Source organism: Propionibacterium sp. (genome assembly GCF_047719395.1).
Classification (GTDB): Bacteria; Actinomycetota; Actinomycetes; order Propionibacteriales; family Propionibacteriaceae; genus Propionibacterium.
Genome location: NZ_JBDNTB010000005.1, coordinates 16189 through 36858, shown reverse-complemented (window position 1 = coordinate 36858; position 20670 = coordinate 16189). Strand labels below are relative to the sequence as shown.

Genomic DNA, 20670 nt, shown 5'->3' with positions numbered 1-20670 from the left:
CCACCCGGTGTGACGTGCCGATCCGTGGCACCTGGTATGAGTTGCGGGCAGGATTGTCAGCCGGAATTCCTCCGCACCGCCGTCCAGACCTTCCATGAGCGCGACTGGTCCAGTCAGAGCGGACAGGAATCGACTGGATTCCGCCCTGGTGGCGACTTTCTGGTCCTGGGGCCACCGCGCGATGGATTTCGCACGCAGTGCGGCGGGCACTTCTTCTGCAGGACCGCCGGAACCTGGCTCAGGCGACCGCCGAGTCAAGTTCTTGCCCGGACTCGGGAACAGCCACCGGCTCCAGCAATGGGATACGGGTGGCCCCCTTCTCAGGCTCCAGCCACACCTGGCCGCCATCCTCAAGGCCCAGAGCCCTGGCGAAAGTCCTTGTCAGGTTGACTGTGACATTCCGGGAGTCATCGACCGCACCCTCGGGGCGCACGCTCAGCCGCACCTCGAAGCCGACCCGCATCGACCGTTCGATGGTGCCAGCCACGGTGCCCGGCACCGGCGAGGTGTGCACCGTGATGTCGTGCGGCCGGATGAGGTGGCTGTCCAGGGTGGTGACCTCGCCGAGGAAGCTCATCACGAACCGGCTGGCCGGCTCGTCGTACAGCTCCACCGGCGAACCCGCCTGCTCCACGCGCCCGTGATTGACCACGATCACCTGGTCGGCGAGTTCGAGCGCCTCTTCCTGGTCGTGCGTCACGAACAAGGTGGTCACGTGCACATGCTCGTGCAGCCGGCGCAGCCACTCGCGCAGCTCCTTGCGCACCTTGGCGTCCAGGGCACCGAAGGGCTCGTCGAGCAGCAGCACCTTGGGCTCGATGGCAAGTGCACGAGCCAGTGCCATGCGCTGGCGCTGGCCGCCGGACAGCTGGGAGGGCAGCCGGTCCGCGAACTGGTCGAGGTGCACCAATTCCAGCAGCTCTTTCACCTTCTGCTCGATCTCATCCTTGGGCTTGTGCCGGATCGACAATCCAAAGGCCACATTCTTGGCCACGGTGAGGTGCTTGAAGGCCGCATAGTGCTGGAACACGAAGCCGATGTTGCGCTTCTGCGCCGGCATGTCGGTGGCGTCCACGCCCTCGATGCTCACTGTGCCGGTGTCGGCCTCCTCGAGACCGGCGATGATACGCAGCAGGGTGGTCTTGCCGCCACCCGAGGGCCCGAGCAAAGCAGTGATCTTGCCCGACGGGATGCTCAGGTTCACGTGTGACAGGGCGACGAAGTCCCCGAAGTTCTTGTTGATGTCCTGGATCTCGATACTCATGCCTTGTCCTCCTTGGGACGAAGAAGTGTGACGACTGTGATGCAGACGACTGCCACCAGGGTGAGCAGCAGGGACACGGTGTACGCGGTCTGCTGCTCGAAGTTCTGGTAGGTGTCCTGCACGACAAGGGTTGAGGTCTGGGTCTGCAGCGAGATATTCCCGGAGACCACTTTGACGGCCCCGAACTCGCCAATCGAACGCGCCAGCGTGAGCACGACGCCGTAGACCACGGCCCACTTGATACCTGGCAGGGTGATCCGCCAGAAAGACTGCCATCCGCTGGCGCCCAGGCTCGTGGCGGCCACCTCCTGGTCGTCGCCTATTTCGGTGAGCACGGGGACGACCTCCCGGATCACCAGCGGCAGTGCCACGAAGGTGGTGGCAAGCACGATGCCCGGTGTGGCGAAGATGATCTGGTAACCGGCCGAGTACAGCCAGCTGCCCACCGGCGAATCACGCGAGTACACGAGCATCAGTGCGAGACCGACGACAGGCGGGGAGACCGACAGCGGCAGGTCGAGCAGCACCGACAGCACCCCCTTGCCCGCGAAGTCATAGCGCACCAGCAGCAACGAGATGCCGACGCCGAAGACCAAGTTGCACAGCACCGACCAGAAGGTCGCCTGAGCGGTGAGCTGAAGGCTGTGCTGCACCTCAGGGCTGGAAAGCGAGGTCATGATGGCCTGCCAACCCGGCGCGAAGGTGCGCTGCGCGACGATGAGGATCGGCCACACGACGAGCAGGGCCACATAGACGATCGCCACCAGCCGAAGCATCCACTTGACTGGACCTGGTTCACGAATCACGACGATCCACCGTTCTGCGTAGCACATCGAGGGCGACGATGACGGCCGCGGCGATGATCAGCATGCCTGTGGCCAGCGCCGCGGCAGAGGCCATGTCGCCATTCTCAATATGAGTCAGCATCCGGACGCTGACCACCTCGGTCTTGTTGGGGAGATTGCCGCTGAGAAGCACCATCGATCCGTATTCGCTGATCCCGCGGGCGAAGGAGAGCGCCGCTCCCGAGGTGATCGCGGGGATGAGGCTGGGCAGCACGATGCGGCTGAAGGTGACGAGGGCACCGGCGCCCAAGCAGGTGGCAGCCTCTTCGACATCGGTTTCCAGCTCCTCCAGCACCGGCTGCACCGACCTCACGACGAAGGGCAGGGTCACGAAGGCGATGGCCAGACCGACCGACCAGCGGGTATTGGCGATGTTGACACCGAGCGGGGAGCTGTTCCCGTACAGGGACAGCAGCACAAGGCCGGCCACGATGGTGGGCAGCGCGAAGGGGACGTCGATGACAATGTTGAGGACCGAGTGTCCCCAGAACCGGTCCCGCACCAACACCCAGGCGATGATCGTCCCGAGGACGACGTTGAGTGCGGTGACCACCAGGGAAACCGTCACGGTGAGCCCGATCGCATTGAGCGTCTGGGCATTGGCGAGGGCGGCGATGAAATTTGCCAGGCCGCCCGCGGCGGATGTGCCGACGACCACTGCGAGCGGGATGAGCACCAGAATGCTGAACCACACCACCGCAATGCCGAGACCCAGGCCTGAGGTCTTGGTCAGCTTGCGACGCGGATTCATGGTGCGCCGACGGGATTTCTTCGTGGGCTGCTGGTCATCATGGAGCGACGGGTCCGGATCCGCCACGACGGCGGCTGTGACACTCATGACTTCCCCGCCTGGGACAGCGCCTGGGTCACAATTCCGGAATCGCCGAAGAACTTGGTGTTGGCCGCCGCCCAGCCACCGAAATCTTTGTCGATCGTGAAGAGGTGCTCGGGTGTGGGATAGGGATTGTTCGCGTCGTTGACCCCCTTGATACCCGTGGGGGCCTTGCCGATGAGCGGACGGAATCCGTACTGGGCGTATATCTGCTGAGCAGGTTCGGAAAGTACGTAATCGAGCCAGGGTTTTGATGGCGCCGAGGAATTCACAGTGACGGCACCGGGATTTTCGATGAGCAGGGTGTCTTCGGGGATCAGATAATCGAAGACCCCCGCCTGCTGCTGGCGGGCATAGATGGCCTCGGTCTCGTAGGAGAGCAGGACATTCCCGGTGCCGCCGGTGAAGGCTGTGGTGGCGTCCCGGCCGCTGCCGGGCAGCGAGACGGTATTCTTCAGCACCTGGTTGAGGAATGTCTTGGCGTCATCTTCGCTGCCCCCCAGGGACGCGATGTGCGCCCAGACGGCGAGGATGTTCCATCGCGCCGAACCGGATGAGCTGGGATTGGGTGTGACGATTTGCACACCGGGCTTGGTGAGATCATCCCAGCCGGTGATGCCCAGCGGATTTCCCGGGCGTACCCCGACGGCCACCAGTGTCGTCGTGACGATTCCCTTGTAGGTGCCCGAATCCCAGTCCTTCGCGACCAGACCCTTGTCCAACAGGCGGGTGACATCGGAGCCGACGGAGAAGTGCACGTAGTCGGCTGCCTGACCGTTGGCAACATTGCGGCTCTGGTCTCCGGAGGCCCCGTAGGAGGTCTGGAAGGAGGTCCCGGAACCGGCACTCGTCTTGTTGAACGCTGCGCTGACCGCCGAGTTGGCAGCGGCTGGAGTGGAGTAGCCGACCAGTTTGACAGTGCCCGACGCCGCGCTGGCGCCGCTTTGGCCCTTCGGGACGTTGGAGCAGGCGGCCAGTCCCACTGCGGGAAGCAGGGCAGCGGTGGTGGTCAGCAGTGAACGCCGAGTGATCATGTATCGATATCCTTTGGAGATGAGCGGAGATTTCTTGGGGGTCAAATTCTCCGTGAAGATTTCTTAGGGGTACTTAACGCGGATTGTGCGCAGATGGCTTCCAGTCCGGACTCAAACTCCTGATGACCGAATTGAATCAAAACTTGTCTGGTCTGGTCATTCCGGAGACGTGAAGACAGGAACCGGATATGGCGCACATGGAAGTGACCGTTGAGGTCAACAGCACGCTGGACACAGACAACACAGCGCGCGGCGCGACACGGGCGCAATTCGCAGCTGTTCAGTCATGGGCTCAACCATAACTCATGACGGCCAGATCGCTAGCAGTGCCCATCTGATGGAGGCACCTGTCAGTGTGTGCTTCCCCTCTGCTGTGGCCGTTCCGAGGTGACGCTGCCGTGGGGTTTCCGGACGAACCGTGCAGGACCACCCCGCGATCGCACGCACGACCAATTCGATGCCCTCGTGGTCGATGCCCTCGTGGCCGACGCGGGATGGACTCCACACGGTGCGGGTAACCGACCACCGTCGTGGGACAGCCATCGGGCACGACCGGATGGATCGCGACCCATGCACACCGCCCACCGTCCTGCCCGCGGACGTCAGCAGAGGCGCCCGAGTCCGCTGCTACAGTGGACGCCGTGTCGTCCGACCAGCAGCCCAGTTTCCAGGGGCCCTCTGTCGCTGGCGGCATGTGTTGTCGCGCTGCTTGATCGCGCGCCCAGCACTTGGATCATTCCCCCCCAACCATGCCGCCGGGCCCGCGCGCCCGGCCGTGTGACCACGCTCCCCGGACGCATGGGCCAAGACCGAGAGCTCAATGATGACCACCATTACTCACAAGAGACGCCCCGAGGGCCAGTGGGCCGTCGACGGCCACGATCCGCTCAACGCCAACGAGGTCTTCAAGGCCGCCGACAACGGGCTTCACGTCCGTGAGCGGGTCCTCACCGAGTACGCGAAAAAGGGCTTCAAGTCCATCCCCGATGACGATCTCAACGGCCGGCTGCGCTGGTGGGGCGTCTACACCCAGCGCAAGCAGGGCATCTCGGGCGGACGCACCGGAACCGTCGCCCCCGAGGACCTCAACGATTCCCACTTCCTGATGCGGGTGCGCATCGACGGCCAGCCCATCACCACCCGCCAGCTGCGGGTGCTGGCCGGCATCTCCACAGAGTTCGCCCGCGGCTCCGCCGACATCACCGATCGGCAGAACCTCCAGCTGCACTGGATCGACATCGAATCGATCCCCGAGATCTGGCGCCGCCTCGAGGCCGTCGGCCTCACCACCGTGCAGGCCTGCGGCGACACTCCGCGCAGCTTCCTCGTCTCCCCGGTCGCCGGTGTCGCGGCCGACGAGATCATCGATCCGCTCCCGGTCGCCAAAGCGATCCGCGAGCGCTACATCGGGCGCGAGGAGATCTCGAATCTGCCGCGCAAGTTCAAGACTGCGATGACCGGCTCCCCGAGCCTGGACGTCCTGCACGAGATCAATGACATCTCGTTCGTCGGCGTGGTGCACCCCGAACTCGGCCCTGGCTTCGATCTTTGGGCCGGTGGCGCGCTCTCGGTGGCCCCGAAGCTGGGCAAGCGGCTCGGCGCCTTCGTCACCCAGGAGCAGGCCCCCGAGGTCTGGTTCGCGATGATCCGGCTGTTCCGCGAGTACGGCTACCGCCGGCTGCGCGCCAAGGCCCGGCTGAAGTTCCTGATGGCCGACTGGGGCCCTGAGAAGTTCCGCCAGGTCCTGCAGGACGAGTTCCTCGGCTACCAGCTGCCCGATGGCCCAGCACCCGCCCAGCCCACCGGGCCGAGCGACCACATCGGCGTCCACGACCAGAAGAACGGCAAGAAGTTCGTCGGCTTCGCCCCTGTCGTGGGCCGGCTGAGTGGCGGGATGCTCGGTGACATCGCCACGGCCGCCGAGGCCGCCGGCTCGCACCGCGTGACCTTCACCCCGCAGCAGAAGCTTGTCGTGCTGGACGTCTACAAGACCAAGGTGAACAAGCTGCTGTCCACCATGGAAGACATCGGCCTCACCGCGAACCCGGGGCCGTTCCGCCGCGCCACGCTGGCCTGCACCGGCCTGGAGTACTGCAAGTTCGCCTTCGTCGAGACCAAGGCACTGGCCCGCAGGACCATCGAGGACTTGGACAGGCGGTTCGAGGGTGTGGAGCTGCCCGCCCCGATCACGCTGAACATCAACGGCTGCCCCAACTCCTGCGCACGCATCCAGATCGCGGACATCGGCCTCAAGGGACAGGTGGCACCAGACGACGCGGGCAAGACCCAGTTCTACTTCCAGGTGCACCTGGGTGGTGGCCTCGAGTCGCTGGATCGCGGCGAGGCGGGTCTCGGGCGCACCCTGCGGGGCCTGAAGATCTCCGTCAAGGAGCTGCCTGACTATGTGGAACGCGTCACCAGGAGCTTCCTGGCAGAGCGCAGCAGCGATGAGACATTTGCCCAGTGGGTTCAGAGAGCAGAGGAGGACAGCCTGCGATGAGCGACACGAGTGCACGGACCGCGAGCCCGGAGGCGCCGACCGGACAGTCGGCCGGTCCCAGCCCAGCTGAGCAGCTGGCGGCCCAGCGAGAGGCGGCCAAGCAGCGGATCGCCAACCGCGCGGCAGCCAAGAAACAGGCCGAGGCCGGGAAACCCGAGAGCCGTTTCGAGAGCCATGGCCCCGGCCGGCGCCGGTCCGCAGCCGAATTGAAGTACATCGCCGATGAGGCCGCCGTCGCGCTCGCCGATGCCTCTGCCGAGGACGTCGCGCTCTGGGCACACGAGCAGTTCGGTGAGGCCATGATCGTGGCCTGTTCGATGGCCGGCGACACGGTGCTGCCGCACCTGATCGCGCAGTACTCCCCAGGCGTCGACGTGCTGTTCCTCAACACCGGCTACCACTTCGCCGAGACCATCGGCACGCGCGACGCGCTGGAAGCCGCGGTCGACGTGAACATCATCGATGCACTGCCCGAGCTGAGCGTCGCCGAGCAGGACGCCGAGTACGGCGAGAAGCTGTATGCGCGCAATCCCACGCTGTGCTGCAAGATGCGCAAGGTCGAACCGATCAACCGCGAGTTGGCCGGCTACGAGGCCTGGGTCACCGGCATCCGTCGCGAGGACAACGCCTTTCGCTCCCACGCACAGCTGGTCGAGTGGGACGAGACGCACCAGATGGTCAAGCTCAATCCGCTTGCCGCCTGGAGCTTCGACGACATGACCAGGTACGCGTCCGAGCACCAGGTGCCCGTCAACCTGCTGCTGACCGAGGGCTACCCGTCGATCGGCTGCGAGCCCTGCACCAAGCCGGTCGCCCCCGGCGAAGACCCCCGCTCCGGCCGTTGGGCGGGCGTAGCCAAGACAGAATGCGGGATCCACCTGTGACCACAACATTGAATACCAAACCGCTCACCCACCTCGCAGTCCTCGAGGGCGAGGCCATCCACATCATCCGCGAGGCGGTGGGCGAGTTGGAGAGGCCTGTCCTGCTGTTCAGCGGCGGCAAGGACTCGGTCGTCATGCTGCACCTGGCATGCAAGGCCTTCTGGCCGGGCAGGGTGCCCTTCCCGCTGCTGCACGTGGACACCGGCCACAACTTTCCCGAGGTGCTCGACTACCGAGACGCTGTCGTCCGGAAGCTGGGCCTCAAGCTCGTGGTGGCCAAGGTGCAGGACTACATCGACGACGGTCGTCTGCAGGAGCGCGCCGACGGCACCCGCAACCCGCTGCAGACCCAGCCACTGCTGGACGCCATCGCCGAAAACCGCTTCGACGCCGTCTTCGGCGGTGGTCGCCGCGACGAGGAGAAGGCTCGCGCCAAGGAGCGCGTGGTGAGTCTGCGTGACGAGTTCGGCCAGTGGGATCCGCGGAATCAGCGTCCCGAGTTGTGGAATCTGTACAATCCGCGGCACCGCGTCGGCGAGCACGTGCGGGTGTTCCCGTTGTCGAACTGGACAGAGCTCGACGTGTGGAACTACATCGCTGCGGAGAACATCCAGTTGCCGAGCCTGTACTTCTCGCACGACCGCGAGGTCTTCGAGCGCAATGGCATGCTGCTGCCGGTCTCGCCAGTCACCCAGCCCTGCGACTGCGAAGAGGTCGTGACCCGCCGGGTGCGCTACCGCACCATCGGCGACATGTCCTGCACCGGGGCCGTGGAGTCCGATGCCGAGACCATCGACGACGTGCTCGCCGATGTCGCCACCACGACCATCACCGAGCGGGGTGCCACCCGCGCCGACGACAAGCTGTCCGAGGCCGCCATGGAGGACCGCAAGAAAGAGGGCTACTTCTGATGAGCACCGACACCGTTCCCGACTCCGTCGCTGCCGCCCTGCAACCCCGGGTGCTGCTGCACCTGGCCACCGCCGGGTCCGTCGACGACGGAAAGTCCACCCTTGTCGGACGCCTGTTGGCCGATTCGAAGTCGATCCTGGCCGACCAGCTCGCCGATGTCGAGCGGGTGTCGAAAGCCCGCGGTCTGGGTCATGTCGACCTGGCGCTGCTCACCGACGGCCTGCGCGCCGAGCGCGAGCAGGGCATCACCATCGACGTCGCCTACCGCTACTTCTCCACCGCCGAGCGCTCCTACATCCTGGCCGACTGCCCGGGGCATGTGCAGTACACGCGCAACACGGTGACCGGCTCATCGACCGCCGATGTGCTCGTGCTGCTGATCGACGCTCGCCACGGCGTGTTGGAGCAGACCCGCCGTCATCTGGCAGTCGCCGCGCTTCTGCGAGTGCCGCAGGTGATCGTGGCCATCAACAAGATCGACCTCGTCGACTTCGACCAGAGCGTTTACGACGCCATCTCGCAGGACGTACGCCAGGTTGCCACCGAGCTGGGCATCAGCAGCATTGTGACCATCCCCACCGCGGCACTCGGCGGTGACAATGTGGTGCACGTGTCGGCGAACATGCCCTGGTACCAGGGGCCGAGCCTGCTGGAACTACTCGATTCGCTGGTTCCTGTGAACGACGACATCGAGGGTTTCCGCTTCCCGGTGCAGCTGGTGCTGCGTCCGCAGTCCGGCGCCATCGACCCCAGCTATGCCGAGTACCGCGGCTATGCAGGGCAGGTTTCGGCCGGCCGAGTTCGTGTCGGCGACGAGGTGGTGGTGCTGCCCAAGGGCCTGCACTCCACTGTGGTCGGCATCGACCTCGCCGCCGAGCAGCTGGACGAGGCGGTGGCCGGGCAGTCGGTGTCCCTGCGGCTGGCTGATGAGATCGACGCGCCGCGCGGCACGCTCATCTCGTCCGCTGCCGATGCGCCGAAACCGGTGAAGAATGTCGACGCGATGCTGTGCTGGGTGGGCGAGCAACCGCTGAAGCCCGGTGCGCGGGTGCTGCTGAAGCATGGCACCACCACGGTCAAGGCGATTGTGTCCGAGCTCACCGCGAAACTGGAGCTGGAGACCATGAGCCCGGCGCCGAGCGACACCTTGGAGCTGAACGACATCGGCCGGGTGAGTATCCGCCTGGCCGGGCCCGTGATGGCCGAGAGCTACCAGAAGACCCGCCGCGGGGGTGCATTCGTTCTCGTGGATCCCCAGTCGGGGTGGACCCTTGCCGCCGGCATGGTGCAGGGCGATGAGGGTTTCGGCGGCACTTTCGCCGCTGAGCCCTCAGACGACTGGAGTTTCTGAGTTCCTGTTACGCGGTGGACGCGGGTGGGGCCCAGGGGGCCCTGCCCGCGTTTTCGCATGTGGGTGTCAGGCGTCCGGCGCGAAACCGCGCGGAATCCATCCCAGGATCAGCACTCGGCCGGAGTGGCCGGCCCCTCCTCGGCCCTCGCAGCGTCGAGGTCGTTCAGCATGGCGACGCGCTCGGCGTGGCGTCCCCCGGCGAATTCGGCATTCAGATAGGAGTCGACGATGTCCTCGGCAAGCCCCGGCCCGACCACGCGTCCACCGAGCGCGATCGCATTCGCCTCGTTGTGGGAACGCGCCATGTGCGCGGAGTACACGTCGGACACGATGGCGCACCGCACACCGGGCACCTTGTTCGCGGCGATGCCGATACCGATGCCGGTGCCGCACACCAGGATGGCGACCGCGGCTTCCCCGGCCACAACCTTGCGTGCGGCAGCCGCACCATAGGTGGGGTAGTCGGTGCTCTCGCGGCTGTGAGTACCCACATCGATCACGTCATGGCCGAGCTGCGCGACGTGCTCCTTCAGAATTTCCTTCAGTTCGAAACCAGCATGGTCACTGCCCATGGCGATCCGCATGCATCCCCCTCAAATAAGCCCGAACCATTGTTGCGCGTCGGCTTGGCTGACCGCGAATCGGAACCGGTCAAAAGATGATCATTTGCTCATGAGAGCGCGGCGCCCGGTGTCGCTGGGTCGTCCCACACCGCTAGCCAGCGCCACATGCGCACTCGCTGAAAGCTCGCCCCGGGCAACGCCGCCTGGACAGTTGCTCGTGTGGTGGACCAGTTCAACTCGGCGGGTTCCTTGAGGGTATCGGGTTCCCAGCGCTTCATGCGGGTACGCATCCAGGTGTTGACCACCAGGTCTCGCAGGTCGGCGGCGACGTCCTGGGGACGCCAGTCCCAATGCGCCAGGCCGAGTATCACGATGCGGCCTCCGGGGCGGAGCACTCTGTGCATTTCGGTGAGCGCCAGCCGAGCGTTCATGTGATGCAGGGCAGCCACGCAGACCACGGCGTCGATGCACCCCGCCGGATAGGGAATCTGCTGGCCGTCGGCAAGCACGAAGTGAGTTCCTGGCGAGTCCTTGGGCAGCACCGACGCATCCATGTCGAGACCGATCACCTCATGCCGGAAGGTACTGCCACCGGGCGCAGCAGCAGCTCGGTCATGTCCAGTGCCTTGAACAGGCTGGGTTGCGTCGTGGACATCGAGAGGGCTGTCAGTTTCAACTGGTGCCAGATTCTGGGCCGCTCCGGCCCCGCCGTCTCTGCTGGGAATCTCCTGGTCATCCGAAGGGCCAGTCCCAGGGGCCCCAGACGACGATCCGCCACCAGCAGCACCCTGCGCGACGCCGGTGTCCCCCGTCGCCAAATAGCGCGCCAGCGTGCCCTCGCCGCAGCCCACGTCCAGTACCAGGTGGCGGCCCTCCACCAGCTCCGCGATGCGCGGGTAGTAGTGGGTGTTGTGGTTCCAGCGCTGCGCGAAGGGATGTGGATCACTCATCACGGCTCACCACCACACACGTCATGCGACGCCCCGGCCAATGAGGGTGCCGATTCCGAAGGTGACGCCCATGGCCACGAAACCGCCGACAACATTGCGGATCGTGGCAGCCCGAGCAGGCGAATGCCCCAGTTTCGAACTCACGATTCCCGTGACCGCCAGCGCAATCGCCACGGCGACCACCGTCGCCCACAGCCGTGCCCATGGCGGCGACAACAGGATGAAGACCAGCGGCACCAGGGCACCCACCGAGAAACTCACCACGCTGGCGAGGGCAGCTTGCCATGGGTTCGCGAGCTCCTCCATGTCGATACCGAGCTCCACCTCGGCGTGGGCTGCCAGTGCATCGCGCGCGGTCAATTCCTCGGCGACCTTCGTCGCGAGCTCGTGGGACAGACCCTTTTCCTCGTACATCCCGGTCAACTCGGCCAGTTCACCCTCCGGGTCCGTGGCGAGTTCCTGCTTCTCGGTGGTGATCATGGCGCGCTCCGAGTCGCGCTGGGTGCTCACCGATATGTACTCCCCAGCACCCATGCTCAACGCACCGGACACGAGTCCCGCGACGCCGGCAACCAGGATGACCTGCACGTTGGTGCTGGCGCCTGCAACGCCCATCACGAGACCTGCCGTCGACACGATGCCGTCGTTGGCGCCGAGCACCCCTGCCCGCAGCCAGTTCAGCGTGTTGGCCGAAGTTTGGTCGGCATCCTCCGGGTGCGGTATGTGGCGCGTGCTCGCGCCCTGCTTCCTGTCAGCCTGCTTCCTGTCAGCGCCGTCTTCGGTCATCATCCATCCTCACCAACATCGTCATGGGAAGCCAGGTGGCGAACCCGAAAGTGCATCAGGGCGATCCCATGGCTCCCGGCATCTGGCCTGCTGCTGAGGCGCTCCGCCGAACAATTGTGCCATCCTGGATCGCTGGTCCTTCACCGTGGGATGCCGGGCGGGAACTTCGATTGTGCCTTCCCGGAGCTGATATGGCGACGACGATGCGAGCGGCCATCTGGTGCGCACATCTGCTGAGCTGGTGACCGACCCGCAGAGCGGCGAACCGGAGATGACCTCCTGTGCAAAAGGCCGTGCAACAGCACCTGCGTGAGGGCTGACAACCATTTCTGAACCAATAATTGACATATGCCAGATATCAGGCACGATTACCGCTACCATCAGCGGGCTCTTCCTTCAACCAGGACGGCGAGAATCAGTTCGCAACAACTGCATACCAGGGAGTTCCTCTGGCAAGGGCGGATACCTTCCTTCCAGGAACATCATCTGATGGCCGCGCTGCCTGATTGGCGCAAACCACACGCCGCTGGTTTCAGAGACTTGCCAGCCACCTGAGCCCCGTCCGGGTCCTGGAATGGTCCTACCTCTACGTAGGTTCCGCACCTGCAAGACTTCTGTTCTATGGTGGTTGGTGCAGTGACGCCTTGGAGGTGTCCTGCGCCACTGAGGCGGCGCAGGCTCACTGTGCAGAACCAGCGGCACCTCGATTGTCGAAGCCGCCCGCCCCAAGGAGTTACACGTGACATCCGGACAAATTAAACCAATTAAACCGTCATCCGGACAAATCATCACGATCAAACGCACCCACCCAATGCTGTGGGTGGTATCAGCGGTAGCAATCGCACTTCTTGCGTTGGCTCCAGACATCCACTTGTCCAAGCCGTACCTCATCGCTGCCATGGCAGTCGTGATCGGCATCACTGTTTTGATGCTGGTGAGGGGACGATATGACGCGGCACCATTTCATGCCGGGGCCCCTGATGCACTGCGCGGCATCGGAGGCCTCTTGGCGAAGATGTCGCCCACTGTCTTGTTGATGATTGTCTTCCCGCTTGTCATCACGCGTATTGATGCGCAGGATGTGAATTCGGTCCAAGCTGGAAGTGTTTTCCTGGCTGTATCCGTCACCGTGCCATGGATGAGTCAGGCCGTCTGTGTTGCGTTCTACAGATACTTCTGGGATCTCAAGGACCAGCGTGATCCGCATCTGGTTGCAGGGCGGGTCCTCGCATTGTGGCCCAACATCGTTTTGGCAACGCTGCCGGTGGCCGCGATCTTCATGGTGGTCGTCGAAGCCATCACCCACTGGCCACCAGCGGCATTTCTCTACGTGATGTTCGGCATTATCGCCCACGCATTCTTCGCACAGTCGCAAGTCGTCATCAATCAGGCTCGGCTCGATGTCATGCTGGTGGTTTCCTGGGCCGCTTATGCAGCAGTCATCTTCATCGCACCTCAGCTCTGGCTGCTGGCACCGATCGCAGGCACCATCCCAAATGTGGCCATCCTGCTCGCCGTGAGTTCAGATGTGCACTGGCACCGGCCGTCGGCCAAGGAATTCCGAGGATACATAACCGACACTGCGCGTGGCTTCCTCACCGGATCGGTCCTGTGGGCGGACAAGGTCGTGGTCCTCCTCATGACGCAATCCGCCATGGGCATCTTTGACATGTATCTGGCTCTGGTCCCTGCCGTACTCGCGTACAGCTACTACTTTGCACAACTCGCCCCAAATCTTGATCTTGCCGTGGAGCAGGCCAGTGGTGCGGTGCAGAGAAGCGGGACCAAGGAGTTGCGCAGGCAGGCGAATCTCGTCTCTGATGTGGTGGGCCACGCAATTGCCCGCACGTTGGCGGTTGCCGCTGTCGCAGCACTTGGCCTGCACCTGTTGCTCCAGGTGATTGGCGGGCCCCAGCTGCCCCTTGGTCTCTACATCGGGCCGATCGCGGCCCTGGTCGTGACAATCCTTTGCTATCACCTTGAATACATCCAGCATCGCGGTTGGGCCTGTTGGCTCGCCGGCATCCATCTGCTGGCCGTGTTCGCCTTGCTCGTCCCCCCGGTGAGTTCGACCATTTGGTTCGTCATTGCTGTGGATGTCGTGTTGTCCATAGTCGGTTACATCCGCACACGTCAAGTCTGGGGGAGCATTCCCTATCAGATGTTCTGGCGATTCGCCATGCAATGGTGAGCGCCGCCTGTCCCAGCGCTCTGAATCTTTACCGGCAAGGAGAATCAAGTGACTTACAGCCGCACTGAATTCTGCGACGTGGACGTGTGCATTGTCATGGAGTCCACTTACCCATACCTGAAGGGTGGGGTGTCCGCTGTCGTCCATGACATCATCAGCATGAATCCCGACATCACTTTCGGGATCATCCACATCACGTGGGATGAGAACTCACCACTGAAGGATCTGTACGAGGTCCCGGAGAATGTGAAGTGGGTGAAGGTTCACTTCCAGAGCTTTCAAACCAATCGGAAAGCGTTGCTGTCCCTCGGCCCTCGTGACCTACCAACCGGCTCACGCGCGCGACGCGACCTCGCCAATCGCCTTCTCGACGCATTGGCCGCCGTCCAGCAAGACGATGTTGAACCCTTGTGGTCTCTGTATGACGATGGCGTGAACCCCCGGACGAGGAAATTCCGCATCTGGCCATTGCTGGGCACCAAAGAATTCATGGATGTGGTCATCGATCGCTGGAATGCCCTGGGAATGTCATTGTCGGACTGCTTCTGGGTGCTACGCGACTTCTTCTCCTTGGCCTATGCCATTTTGGACCATGATTTCCCGAAGGCGAAGGTTTACCACGCACACACCACTGGCTATGCGGCAGCGACCGCTGCAGCCGCAGCGCGCCAGAATGGCACTCATTTCCTGCTGACCGAACACAACCTCTACATTCGCGACACCGTCAACGAGCTCCTCGACCGCAACATGGCGCTGCCGTTGCTACGGGAGGACTACAAGATCTTCGAGGCCACGCCCAAGCAGCGCGCCTGGATGACCTGGTGGATCGAGATGGGGCCGTTCTGCTACCCGAAGGCCGAGATCATCACCTACCTGTACCCGCTGGCGTTGAGCGAAGCCCGGGCCCTCGGGTCCCCCACCGAACGCGCGATCGTACTGCCGAACGGTATGCCTCTTGCCGAGTTCGAGCCCCGCTATGAGATCCGGAAGGAAATCACTGCCGAGATCGTTGCGCACGGCAAGCAGACGTGGAAGCTGTGCTCTATCGTGCGGATCGTGCCCATCAAGGGCGTGTTGGACCTCATCCATGCGGCGAAGGTCATGATTGACTCGGGCTTCACCAACTTCACCCTCGACGTGATGGGCCCCAAGGAACATGTGCCCGAATACACGGCTGAATGCGAGAAACTCATCGTCGATCTCGGGTTGTCGGACTACGTGCACCTCCTGGGCACCGTCAATGTCCGAAAGCTCATCACCTCCTATGACCTGTTGCTCATGGCGAGCTACAACGAGGGTCAGCCGATTGTGGTGCTCGAAGCGATGGCCAGCGGCATTCCCACGGTCGGAACCGAGGTCGGCGGTATGCGCCAGGTTCTTGATGATGTGCTGATCGACCGTGACGGCACACAACTCGGACCTTGCGGCGTGCTCATTGATGCCGGCGACATCAAGGGAATGGCGAGAGAAACGATTTCGCTTGTCAATGACCTGCCGCGTTACGGCCGCTATGTCGAAATGGCTCATCGTCGTGTCCAGTCAAGCTTCCGTCTGGAAGATGTGATGGCGCGTTACCACGCGCTGTACCGGGCAATCGGACGTATGAACGATCCCAGCGATATAGCACAATTCCTCACCGGTGCGGTGGCGCAGTCGGCCTCTGAAGCAAACGCTGACGACTGGATCTCCTCATCCTCCGCTGACGAAGAAGCGTCGAGGGCGACAGCCATTGTTCCCAGAGTTGAATCTGCCCGGACTCGGGAGGACATCTCTCAGGGCCCGGATGGCAAAGCCGCTCGCGCTTCTGATGAATCCTCGGTCCCGCAGCCAGGTCGGGACGCCCTGTGACCCGTCGCTTCACCGCGTGGGTGCGCTACGGCGATGAGCAGATCCGCGAATCTGAGATTCGGTTTGCCGCCGAACACTGCCGCGTCGCAATCCTCCAGCCATGGGAGACTGTCGCAGCCGCTCAGCTGAAGGCCATGGAGCCGGCCGTGACGGTGCTGGCTTACAAGTGCCTGAGTTCTACCCGCTCCTTCGAGCCGGGTCCCGTTCGCAGTTCAGGAGTGGGGTTCGGGGAGGCCGAGAAGATCGGCGAAGACATGTTCGCCCATCGTGAGGGCTCAGCTGGCAAGACCCGGATCGAGTGGAACGGCTACACCGGCCACTGGCAGATGGCGGTGTGGAACCAGCGATATCGCGACTGCTGGATCCGCAATGTTGTCCGCGAGATCTCTGTGGGACCGTTCGACGGAGTGATGGCCGACAACGACGTCTTCGAGGACTACTACGGAATCCTTCCTCTTGAAGGAGGATACGGAATGCCCGAGGTTCGTGAAGCCTTGGACGAGTTCATCACGCAAGCCGGAGCTGCACTCAACGCGGTTGACAAGATCCTCGTGCCGAACATTGCCGAATCCCGGCGTGAATCCGGCCGTTGGGATCGTCATGCACGATTCGGCGGTGGATTTGAAGAAGTGTGGCTCGCTGCAAGCGCGAATGAACCATTCCCCGCCGAAGTGTGCCATGCGCAGATGTCGCAACTCAACGGCCCTGGCCTCTCCATCATGCGGACTGCTGCCGACGAGACCAACGAGCGCGATCGTTTTCTGACCGCACTGGCTGCGGGTTGGATATTCAGCGGTGGAGGCGACTTTGCCGTCACTGCGACGGACCACGACAGCTACGACGGAGCTCCTTGGCAGCCGGAGGCCGACTGGGATCTCGGTGCGCCGGTCAGCGGCGTCGAGGGAGAGTGCGGATGCTGGTCGCGCACTTTCGAGGATGGCTATGCCGCGGTCAACCTCACCTCCACGCACCACGTCGACCTCACTTTCCCCCCTGAATTCAATGACGGCGCAACGGTCAGATTGCCTCCTCAGCAGTGCATCTTCATGAAGAAACCTCTCGACAACGAATCTTCTTGAACCCGGCTGCGCCCATGACGCTCGGACCGGCGCGGCACACGTGGGGCAACGCTCCGATGTCCTCCGGCGCCCCACGGGACGGCCACCATTGCCCACGTACGTGCACAGCACGCTGGATCCGAACCACCCTGCGGACAGTGACCAACCACCCTGCGGACATTGAACTCAAGCTAAGTTATTCTCAATTATTCTTCAGGTGTATCGCCAGGCTCAGTCATCGCGTGAGATGACCTCCACCCCTCTAACGCAGACCTCCACCACAGGGAGCTCATAGTGCCCAAGCACGCATCGCGTTTGCTCGCCATTGTTCTCGCGCTGTTCGCCATACTCGCTCAGCCCAGCGCTGCGAGAGCCGACCCAGGATCGTGGCAAGCGCTCACCGCCGCATCGGCGCCCACGAGCAACCCATTGAAGGGCTTCATGCCCTTTGCCCCGGAATCGAACTCATCATCTGGGTTGGGGAGCGACGCGCTGCCGTATTCGATGGAATGGTTCTACTTGCCCGTGAACGCAGTGGTGAAGGGCCAGGGCCAATATGACTGGACTGCACTGGACTCTCAGCTCAACGCCATTGCCGGACGTGGGCACCAAGCAGTTTTCCGGTTGTATCTCGATTACCCGGGGCGCGACACGGGCGTACCCCAGTATTTGATAGACGCTGGGATCGACACCAGTCGGCACTACAACGACTATGGGAACAACGGAAAGAGTTTCTCCCCGAATTACGACGATCCTCGCGTGAAGAGCATGATGTTGAATCTCGTGTCCTCGCTGGGACAGCGCTACGACGGCGACCCGAGGATTGGGTTCATCAGCCAGGGCTTGATCGGCTTCTGGGGAGAGGATCACACCTATCCGATGGACGGCTCGGCTTCCCCGGAGAACTGGATGCCTGGGCAGGAAACCCAGTCGGAGGTGATGGAGGCATGGGATGCCGCCTTCCACACCACGCACACCGTGGTGCGCTACCCGGAGTCCTGGAATGCGGGGTCGGCCAGTGGGTACAACGATGATTCTTTCGGCTCGGCCACGTTGACCAGTGCCAGTTGGCACTTCTTGTCGCAGCTGCAGGCTGCAGGCGCAACTGAAAAGTGGGAGGCTGAGCCGATCGGCGGGGAAGTTTATCCCGATATTCAGTCGTGCATGTTTTCATCGGACTGCGCTCCCGATCCAATCCCCACGTCAATTCAGCAAACCCATGTCAGTTGGCTCATCAACCAGCAAGCCTTTGCGCCTGGATATTCCGGCGATGCACGGAACAAGGCTTTGGATTCTCAGGCCGCCATGGGCTATGTCATCCGCCCGACTGAGACGCGTATCAGTGCCGAGGGAGGAACGGCAAGCATCGGGGTTCGTCTCAAGAATGACGGTGTCGCCCCCTTCTATTATTCGTGGCCAATGGAGGTAGCGCTCGTGGACAGCGCCGGGAAAATCTCGGCCAAGAAGACTCTTCCCGGTGATCTGTCAGCAGTGCTTCCCGGTCAAGTCAACGAATTCTCCACCGAGATTTCCCTGAATGGCATTCCCAACGCGTCGTACCACGTGGTGATGCGTGTTGTGAACCCTCTGGAAAATGGGGTTCCGCTCAAATTCGCGGCGGCTGGACAGGACCAGACGCTCACTGGCTGGGACACCCTGGGAACGCTGGCCACCAACAGTGGCAGCGGCAGCACGGAGGCTCAGCCAACCCCTTCGGCTTCAGTCACTCCGTCGAATGACACTTCTACGCCCATTCCCACCGTGACTCCATCTGCAACGACGGCCGCATCCACGGCTCCGATGCCCTCCACCGCCACCGCCACCGCCACCGCCACCACGACTGTCACAATCACTGCCGCACCGCAAACCACCTCTCAACCCGCTTCTCACGACTACAACACGAGTTGGCAGACCACGGACGCCGGCAATACCGTCAATCAGGGCTATGGTTATGGCTACGGCCCGGGCTACAACTACGGATGGGGTCCTGACTACGCATGGGCGTCAGGTGATGGTTGGTCATATGGGCATGGCAATGGGTACTCCTATGCCAACGGGAACGTGAATTGGGATCTGCTGAAGACTATTGGTCATCTTCTTCCCTGACTGAATGTGTGCCCTGATTGGAAGGACGATGGGCACACCGTGAAGCCTTGGCGTATCGTTAACAATCATGGACAGCGACACCGCCTCAGCCGTTGAGAAGACCTCAACAAACCACCAGGTCTCTGCTCGAAGGTGGGTGATATTCGCTATCTTGATAGTTGTCGCTTTAACAAGCGGAATTTTTATCAGCCGATATTTGCCGACAACTTGGACAAATGTTCCCACTGCAGCTCCGCCAGCCGAGACGGCGTTGAAGGGATACATTCCATTTGCTCCGGATCCGAACTCACCACCCGGGTTCAGTGAAGATGCACTTCCCTATTCGATGGAATGGTTCTATCTACCTGTCAATGCCATCGTCAAGGGCGAGAAGCAGTACGACTGGACTGCCCTCGACGCACAACTCAACGCCATCGCCGCCCGAGGACACCAATCCGTATTTCGCCTGTATCTGGACTATCCTGGCCGTGAAACAGGCGTGCCGCAGTATTTGATCGACGAGGGAATCGACACAACCCGGCGCTACGACGATTACAACAACAATGGCATAAGTTTCTCACCCGATTATGATGATCCCCGAATAAAGAACATGATGCTGGACTTGGTCTCCGCGTTGGGGCAACGTTATGATGGCGATCCTCGGATTGGCTTCATCACGCAGGGGCTGATCGGTTTCTGGGGTGAGGGTCATACCTATCCCATGAATGGCTGGGACCTCCCGGAGAATTGGTTGGCCAATCAAGATACTCTGGTTGCTTTGACGAAGCAGTGGGATTCCTCCTTCCACAAGACCCGCACGTTGACTCGCTACCCGGAGACATGGAATGCCCAACTGAACAATGGCTACCACGATGATTCGTTCGGACCGTCCACCTTACCCACCGAGAGTTGGCATTTCCTTTCGATGATGAAGTCAGCCGGGGCCCTTGACAAGTGGCAAACGGCTCCAATCGGCGGCGAGGTCTACCCGGACAGTCAATCGTGCTTGTTTGCGGCGACGAGTTGTGTGCCGTGGATGTCCTATGCAATTCAGCAGTCCCATGTCAGCTGGCTCGTCAACCAGCAAGCTTTTGCCCCAGGAGTGAGCGGTGATTCTCGGCAGAGCGCTCTCGAGTCCGAGGCATCCATGGGCTACATCATGCAGGTAGAAAAGGCCGGCATAAAGACTGAGCTGCAAGGCCCCATCAATGTCGATGTGGTTCTGAAGAACAATGGCGTCGCCCCCTTCTACTACTCATGGCCAATGGACATCGCGCTCCTCAACAAGGCGGGAAATGTCGTGGCCTCAACAGTCGCCAATCGCTCGATCGACAACATCCAGCCTGGTCAGCAGGCCACGGCAGAGGGGACCCTCCAGGTTGAGAAGCTCCCGAAGGACACCTACGAATTGGCAGTGCGGGTGAAGAATCCAGTGAATGGCGGGGTTCCGGTACGGTTCGCCAACCGCGACCAGACGACTGGTTCAGATGGATGGCTCAAGGTGGGTGACTACAAGCGCTGAGGTCGACGGGTTGAGGTGAGCCACTGTGGGATGCTGGGCGGGAAC

16 protein-coding genes are annotated in these 20670 nt (G+C 62.5%); 9 read left to right on the top strand and 7 right to left on the bottom strand.

What is annotated here, in order from left to right:
* Window positions 1–238: 238 nt before the first annotated feature.
* From ABF648_RS01525 to ABF648_RS01510, 4 genes are read right to left on the bottom strand one after another with little or no spacing between them, the layout of a single operon-like run.
* Window positions 239–1264 carry a sulfate/molybdate ABC transporter ATP-binding protein gene (locus ABF648_RS01525; protein ID WP_415630528.1) on the bottom strand — a complete coding sequence of 342 codons (1026 nt, stop codon included), beginning with the start codon at window positions 1262–1264 and terminating at the stop codon, window positions 239–241.
* Entirely contained in the window at window positions 1261–2070 is an 810-nt protein-coding gene (locus tag ABF648_RS01520) for a sulfate ABC transporter permease (protein WP_415630527.1), read from the bottom strand. Before ABF648_RS01520 ends, ABF648_RS01525 begins: the two co-directional genes overlap by 4 nt.
* Entirely contained in the window at window positions 2060–2947 is an 888-nt protein-coding gene (locus ABF648_RS01515) for an ABC transporter permease (protein ID WP_415630526.1), read from the bottom strand. Before ABF648_RS01515 ends, ABF648_RS01520 begins: the two co-directional genes overlap by 11 nt.
* Complete coding sequence (locus tag ABF648_RS01510) at window positions 2944–3975, bottom strand: extracellular solute-binding protein (RefSeq protein ID WP_415630525.1); 1032 nt, start codon at window positions 3973–3975, stop codon at window positions 2944–2946. The genes ABF648_RS01515 and ABF648_RS01510 overlap by 4 nt, the downstream gene beginning before the upstream one ends.
* Before the next feature lie 820 nt (window positions 3976–4795).
* Here ABF648_RS01510 and ABF648_RS01505 point away from each other — a divergent pair.
* From ABF648_RS01505 to ABF648_RS01490, 4 genes are read left to right on the top strand one after another with little or no spacing between them, the layout of a single operon-like run.
* Window positions 4796–6475, top strand: coding sequence for a nitrite/sulfite reductase (locus ABF648_RS01505; protein ID WP_415630524.1), 1680 nt, complete (start codon window positions 4796–4798; stop codon window positions 6473–6475).
* Window positions 6472–7359: a phosphoadenylyl-sulfate reductase gene (locus ABF648_RS01500; RefSeq protein WP_415630523.1), complete on the top strand. Its 888-nt coding sequence runs from the start codon at window positions 6472–6474 to the stop codon at window positions 7357–7359. Before ABF648_RS01505 ends, ABF648_RS01500 begins: the two co-directional genes overlap by 4 nt.
* Complete coding sequence (cysD, locus tag ABF648_RS01495) at window positions 7341–8270, top strand: sulfate adenylyltransferase subunit CysD (protein ID WP_415630522.1); 930 nt, start codon at window positions 7341–7343, stop codon at window positions 8268–8270. The genes ABF648_RS01500 and cysD overlap by 19 nt, the downstream gene beginning before the upstream one ends.
* Window positions 8270–9622, top strand: a complete 1353-nt coding sequence (locus ABF648_RS01490) for a sulfate adenylyltransferase subunit 1 (RefSeq protein WP_415630521.1) — start codon at window positions 8270–8272, stop codon at window positions 9620–9622. The genes cysD and ABF648_RS01490 overlap by 1 nt, the downstream gene beginning before the upstream one ends.
* Before the next feature lie 107 nt (window positions 9623–9729).
* Here ABF648_RS01490 and rpiB read toward each other — a convergent pair whose 3' ends face one another.
* The 3 genes from rpiB to ABF648_RS01475 all read right to left on the bottom strand — a co-directional run bounded on the left by rpiB (window position 9730) and on the right by ABF648_RS01475 (window position 11924).
* Entirely contained in the window at window positions 9730–10206 is a 477-nt protein-coding gene (gene rpiB / locus ABF648_RS01485; protein ID WP_415630520.1) for a ribose 5-phosphate isomerase B, read from the bottom strand.
* Between the two features lie 86 nt (window positions 10207–10292).
* Complete coding sequence (locus tag ABF648_RS01480; protein WP_415630519.1) at window positions 10293–11135, bottom strand: class I SAM-dependent methyltransferase; 843 nt, start codon at window positions 11133–11135, stop codon at window positions 10293–10295.
* 21 nt (window positions 11136–11156) lie between these two features.
* Complete coding sequence (locus tag ABF648_RS01475) at window positions 11157–11924, bottom strand: VIT family protein (protein ID WP_415630518.1); 768 nt, start codon at window positions 11922–11924, stop codon at window positions 11157–11159.
* A gap of 736 nt (window positions 11925–12660) precedes the next feature.
* On the opposite strand from ABF648_RS01475, the gene ABF648_RS01470 reads away from it, so the two are divergent.
* The 5 genes from ABF648_RS01470 to ABF648_RS01450 all read left to right on the top strand — a co-directional run bounded on the left by ABF648_RS01470 (window position 12661) and on the right by ABF648_RS01450 (window position 20625).
* Complete coding sequence (locus ABF648_RS01470; RefSeq protein WP_415630517.1) at window positions 12661–14112, top strand: hypothetical protein; 1452 nt, start codon at window positions 12661–12663, stop codon at window positions 14110–14112.
* A 48-nt stretch (window positions 14113–14160) separates the two neighbouring features.
* Window positions 14161–15960 (top strand): GT4 family glycosyltransferase PelF, encoded by a 1800-nt coding sequence (pelF, locus tag ABF648_RS01465; RefSeq protein ID WP_415630516.1) that lies wholly within the window; start codon window positions 14161–14163, stop codon window positions 15958–15960.
* A complete protein-coding gene (locus ABF648_RS01460; RefSeq protein WP_415630515.1) occupies window positions 15957–17039 on the top strand; it encodes a putative glycoside hydrolase in 1083 nt (360 codons plus the stop codon). Before pelF ends, ABF648_RS01460 begins: the two co-directional genes overlap by 4 nt.
* 273 nt (window positions 17040–17312) lie before the next feature.
* Entirely contained in the window at window positions 17313–19124 is a 1812-nt protein-coding gene (locus ABF648_RS01455; RefSeq protein WP_415630514.1) for a DUF4832 domain-containing protein, read from the top strand.
* Between the two features lie 67 nt (window positions 19125–19191).
* Window positions 19192–20625: a DUF4832 domain-containing protein gene (locus ABF648_RS01450; RefSeq protein WP_415630513.1), complete on the top strand. Its 1434-nt coding sequence runs from the start codon at window positions 19192–19194 to the stop codon at window positions 20623–20625.
* Window positions 20626–20670: the final 45 nt, after the last annotated feature.

Excerpts from the sequence above, each read along its gene's own strand:
- ABF648_RS01525 (WP_415630528.1), bottom strand. The coding sequence starts at position 1,264 with ATGAGTATCGAGATCCAGGACATCAACAAGAACTTCGGGGACTTCGTC.
- ABF648_RS01515 (WP_415630526.1), bottom strand. The coding sequence starts at position 2,947 with ATGAGTGTCACAGCCGCCGTCGTGGCGGATCCGGACCCGTCGCTCCAT.
- ABF648_RS01510 (WP_415630525.1), bottom strand. The coding sequence starts at position 3,975 with ATGATCACTCGGCGTTCACTGCTGACCACCACCGCTGCCCTGCTTCCC.
- ABF648_RS01505 (WP_415630524.1), top strand. The coding sequence starts at position 4,796 with ATGATGACCACCATTACTCACAAGAGACGCCCCGAGGGCCAGTGGGCC.
- ABF648_RS01500 (WP_415630523.1), top strand. The coding sequence starts at position 6,472 with ATGAGCGACACGAGTGCACGGACCGCGAGCCCGGAGGCGCCGACCGGA.
- cysD (WP_415630522.1), top strand. The coding sequence starts at position 7,341 with ATGCGGGATCCACCTGTGACCACAACATTGAATACCAAACCGCTCACC.
- ABF648_RS01490 (WP_415630521.1), top strand. The coding sequence starts at position 8,270 with ATGAGCACCGACACCGTTCCCGACTCCGTCGCTGCCGCCCTGCAACCC.
- rpiB (WP_415630520.1), bottom strand. The coding sequence starts at position 10,206 with ATGCGGATCGCCATGGGCAGTGACCATGCTGGTTTCGAACTGAAGGAA.
- ABF648_RS01480 (WP_415630519.1), bottom strand. The coding sequence starts at position 11,135 with ATGAGTGATCCACATCCCTTCGCGCAGCGCTGGAACCACAACACCCAC.
- ABF648_RS01475 (WP_415630518.1), bottom strand. The coding sequence starts at position 11,924 with ATGATGACCGAAGACGGCGCTGACAGGAAGCAGGCTGACAGGAAGCAG.
- ABF648_RS01450 (WP_415630513.1), top strand. The coding sequence starts at position 19,192 with ATGGACAGCGACACCGCCTCAGCCGTTGAGAAGACCTCAACAAACCAC.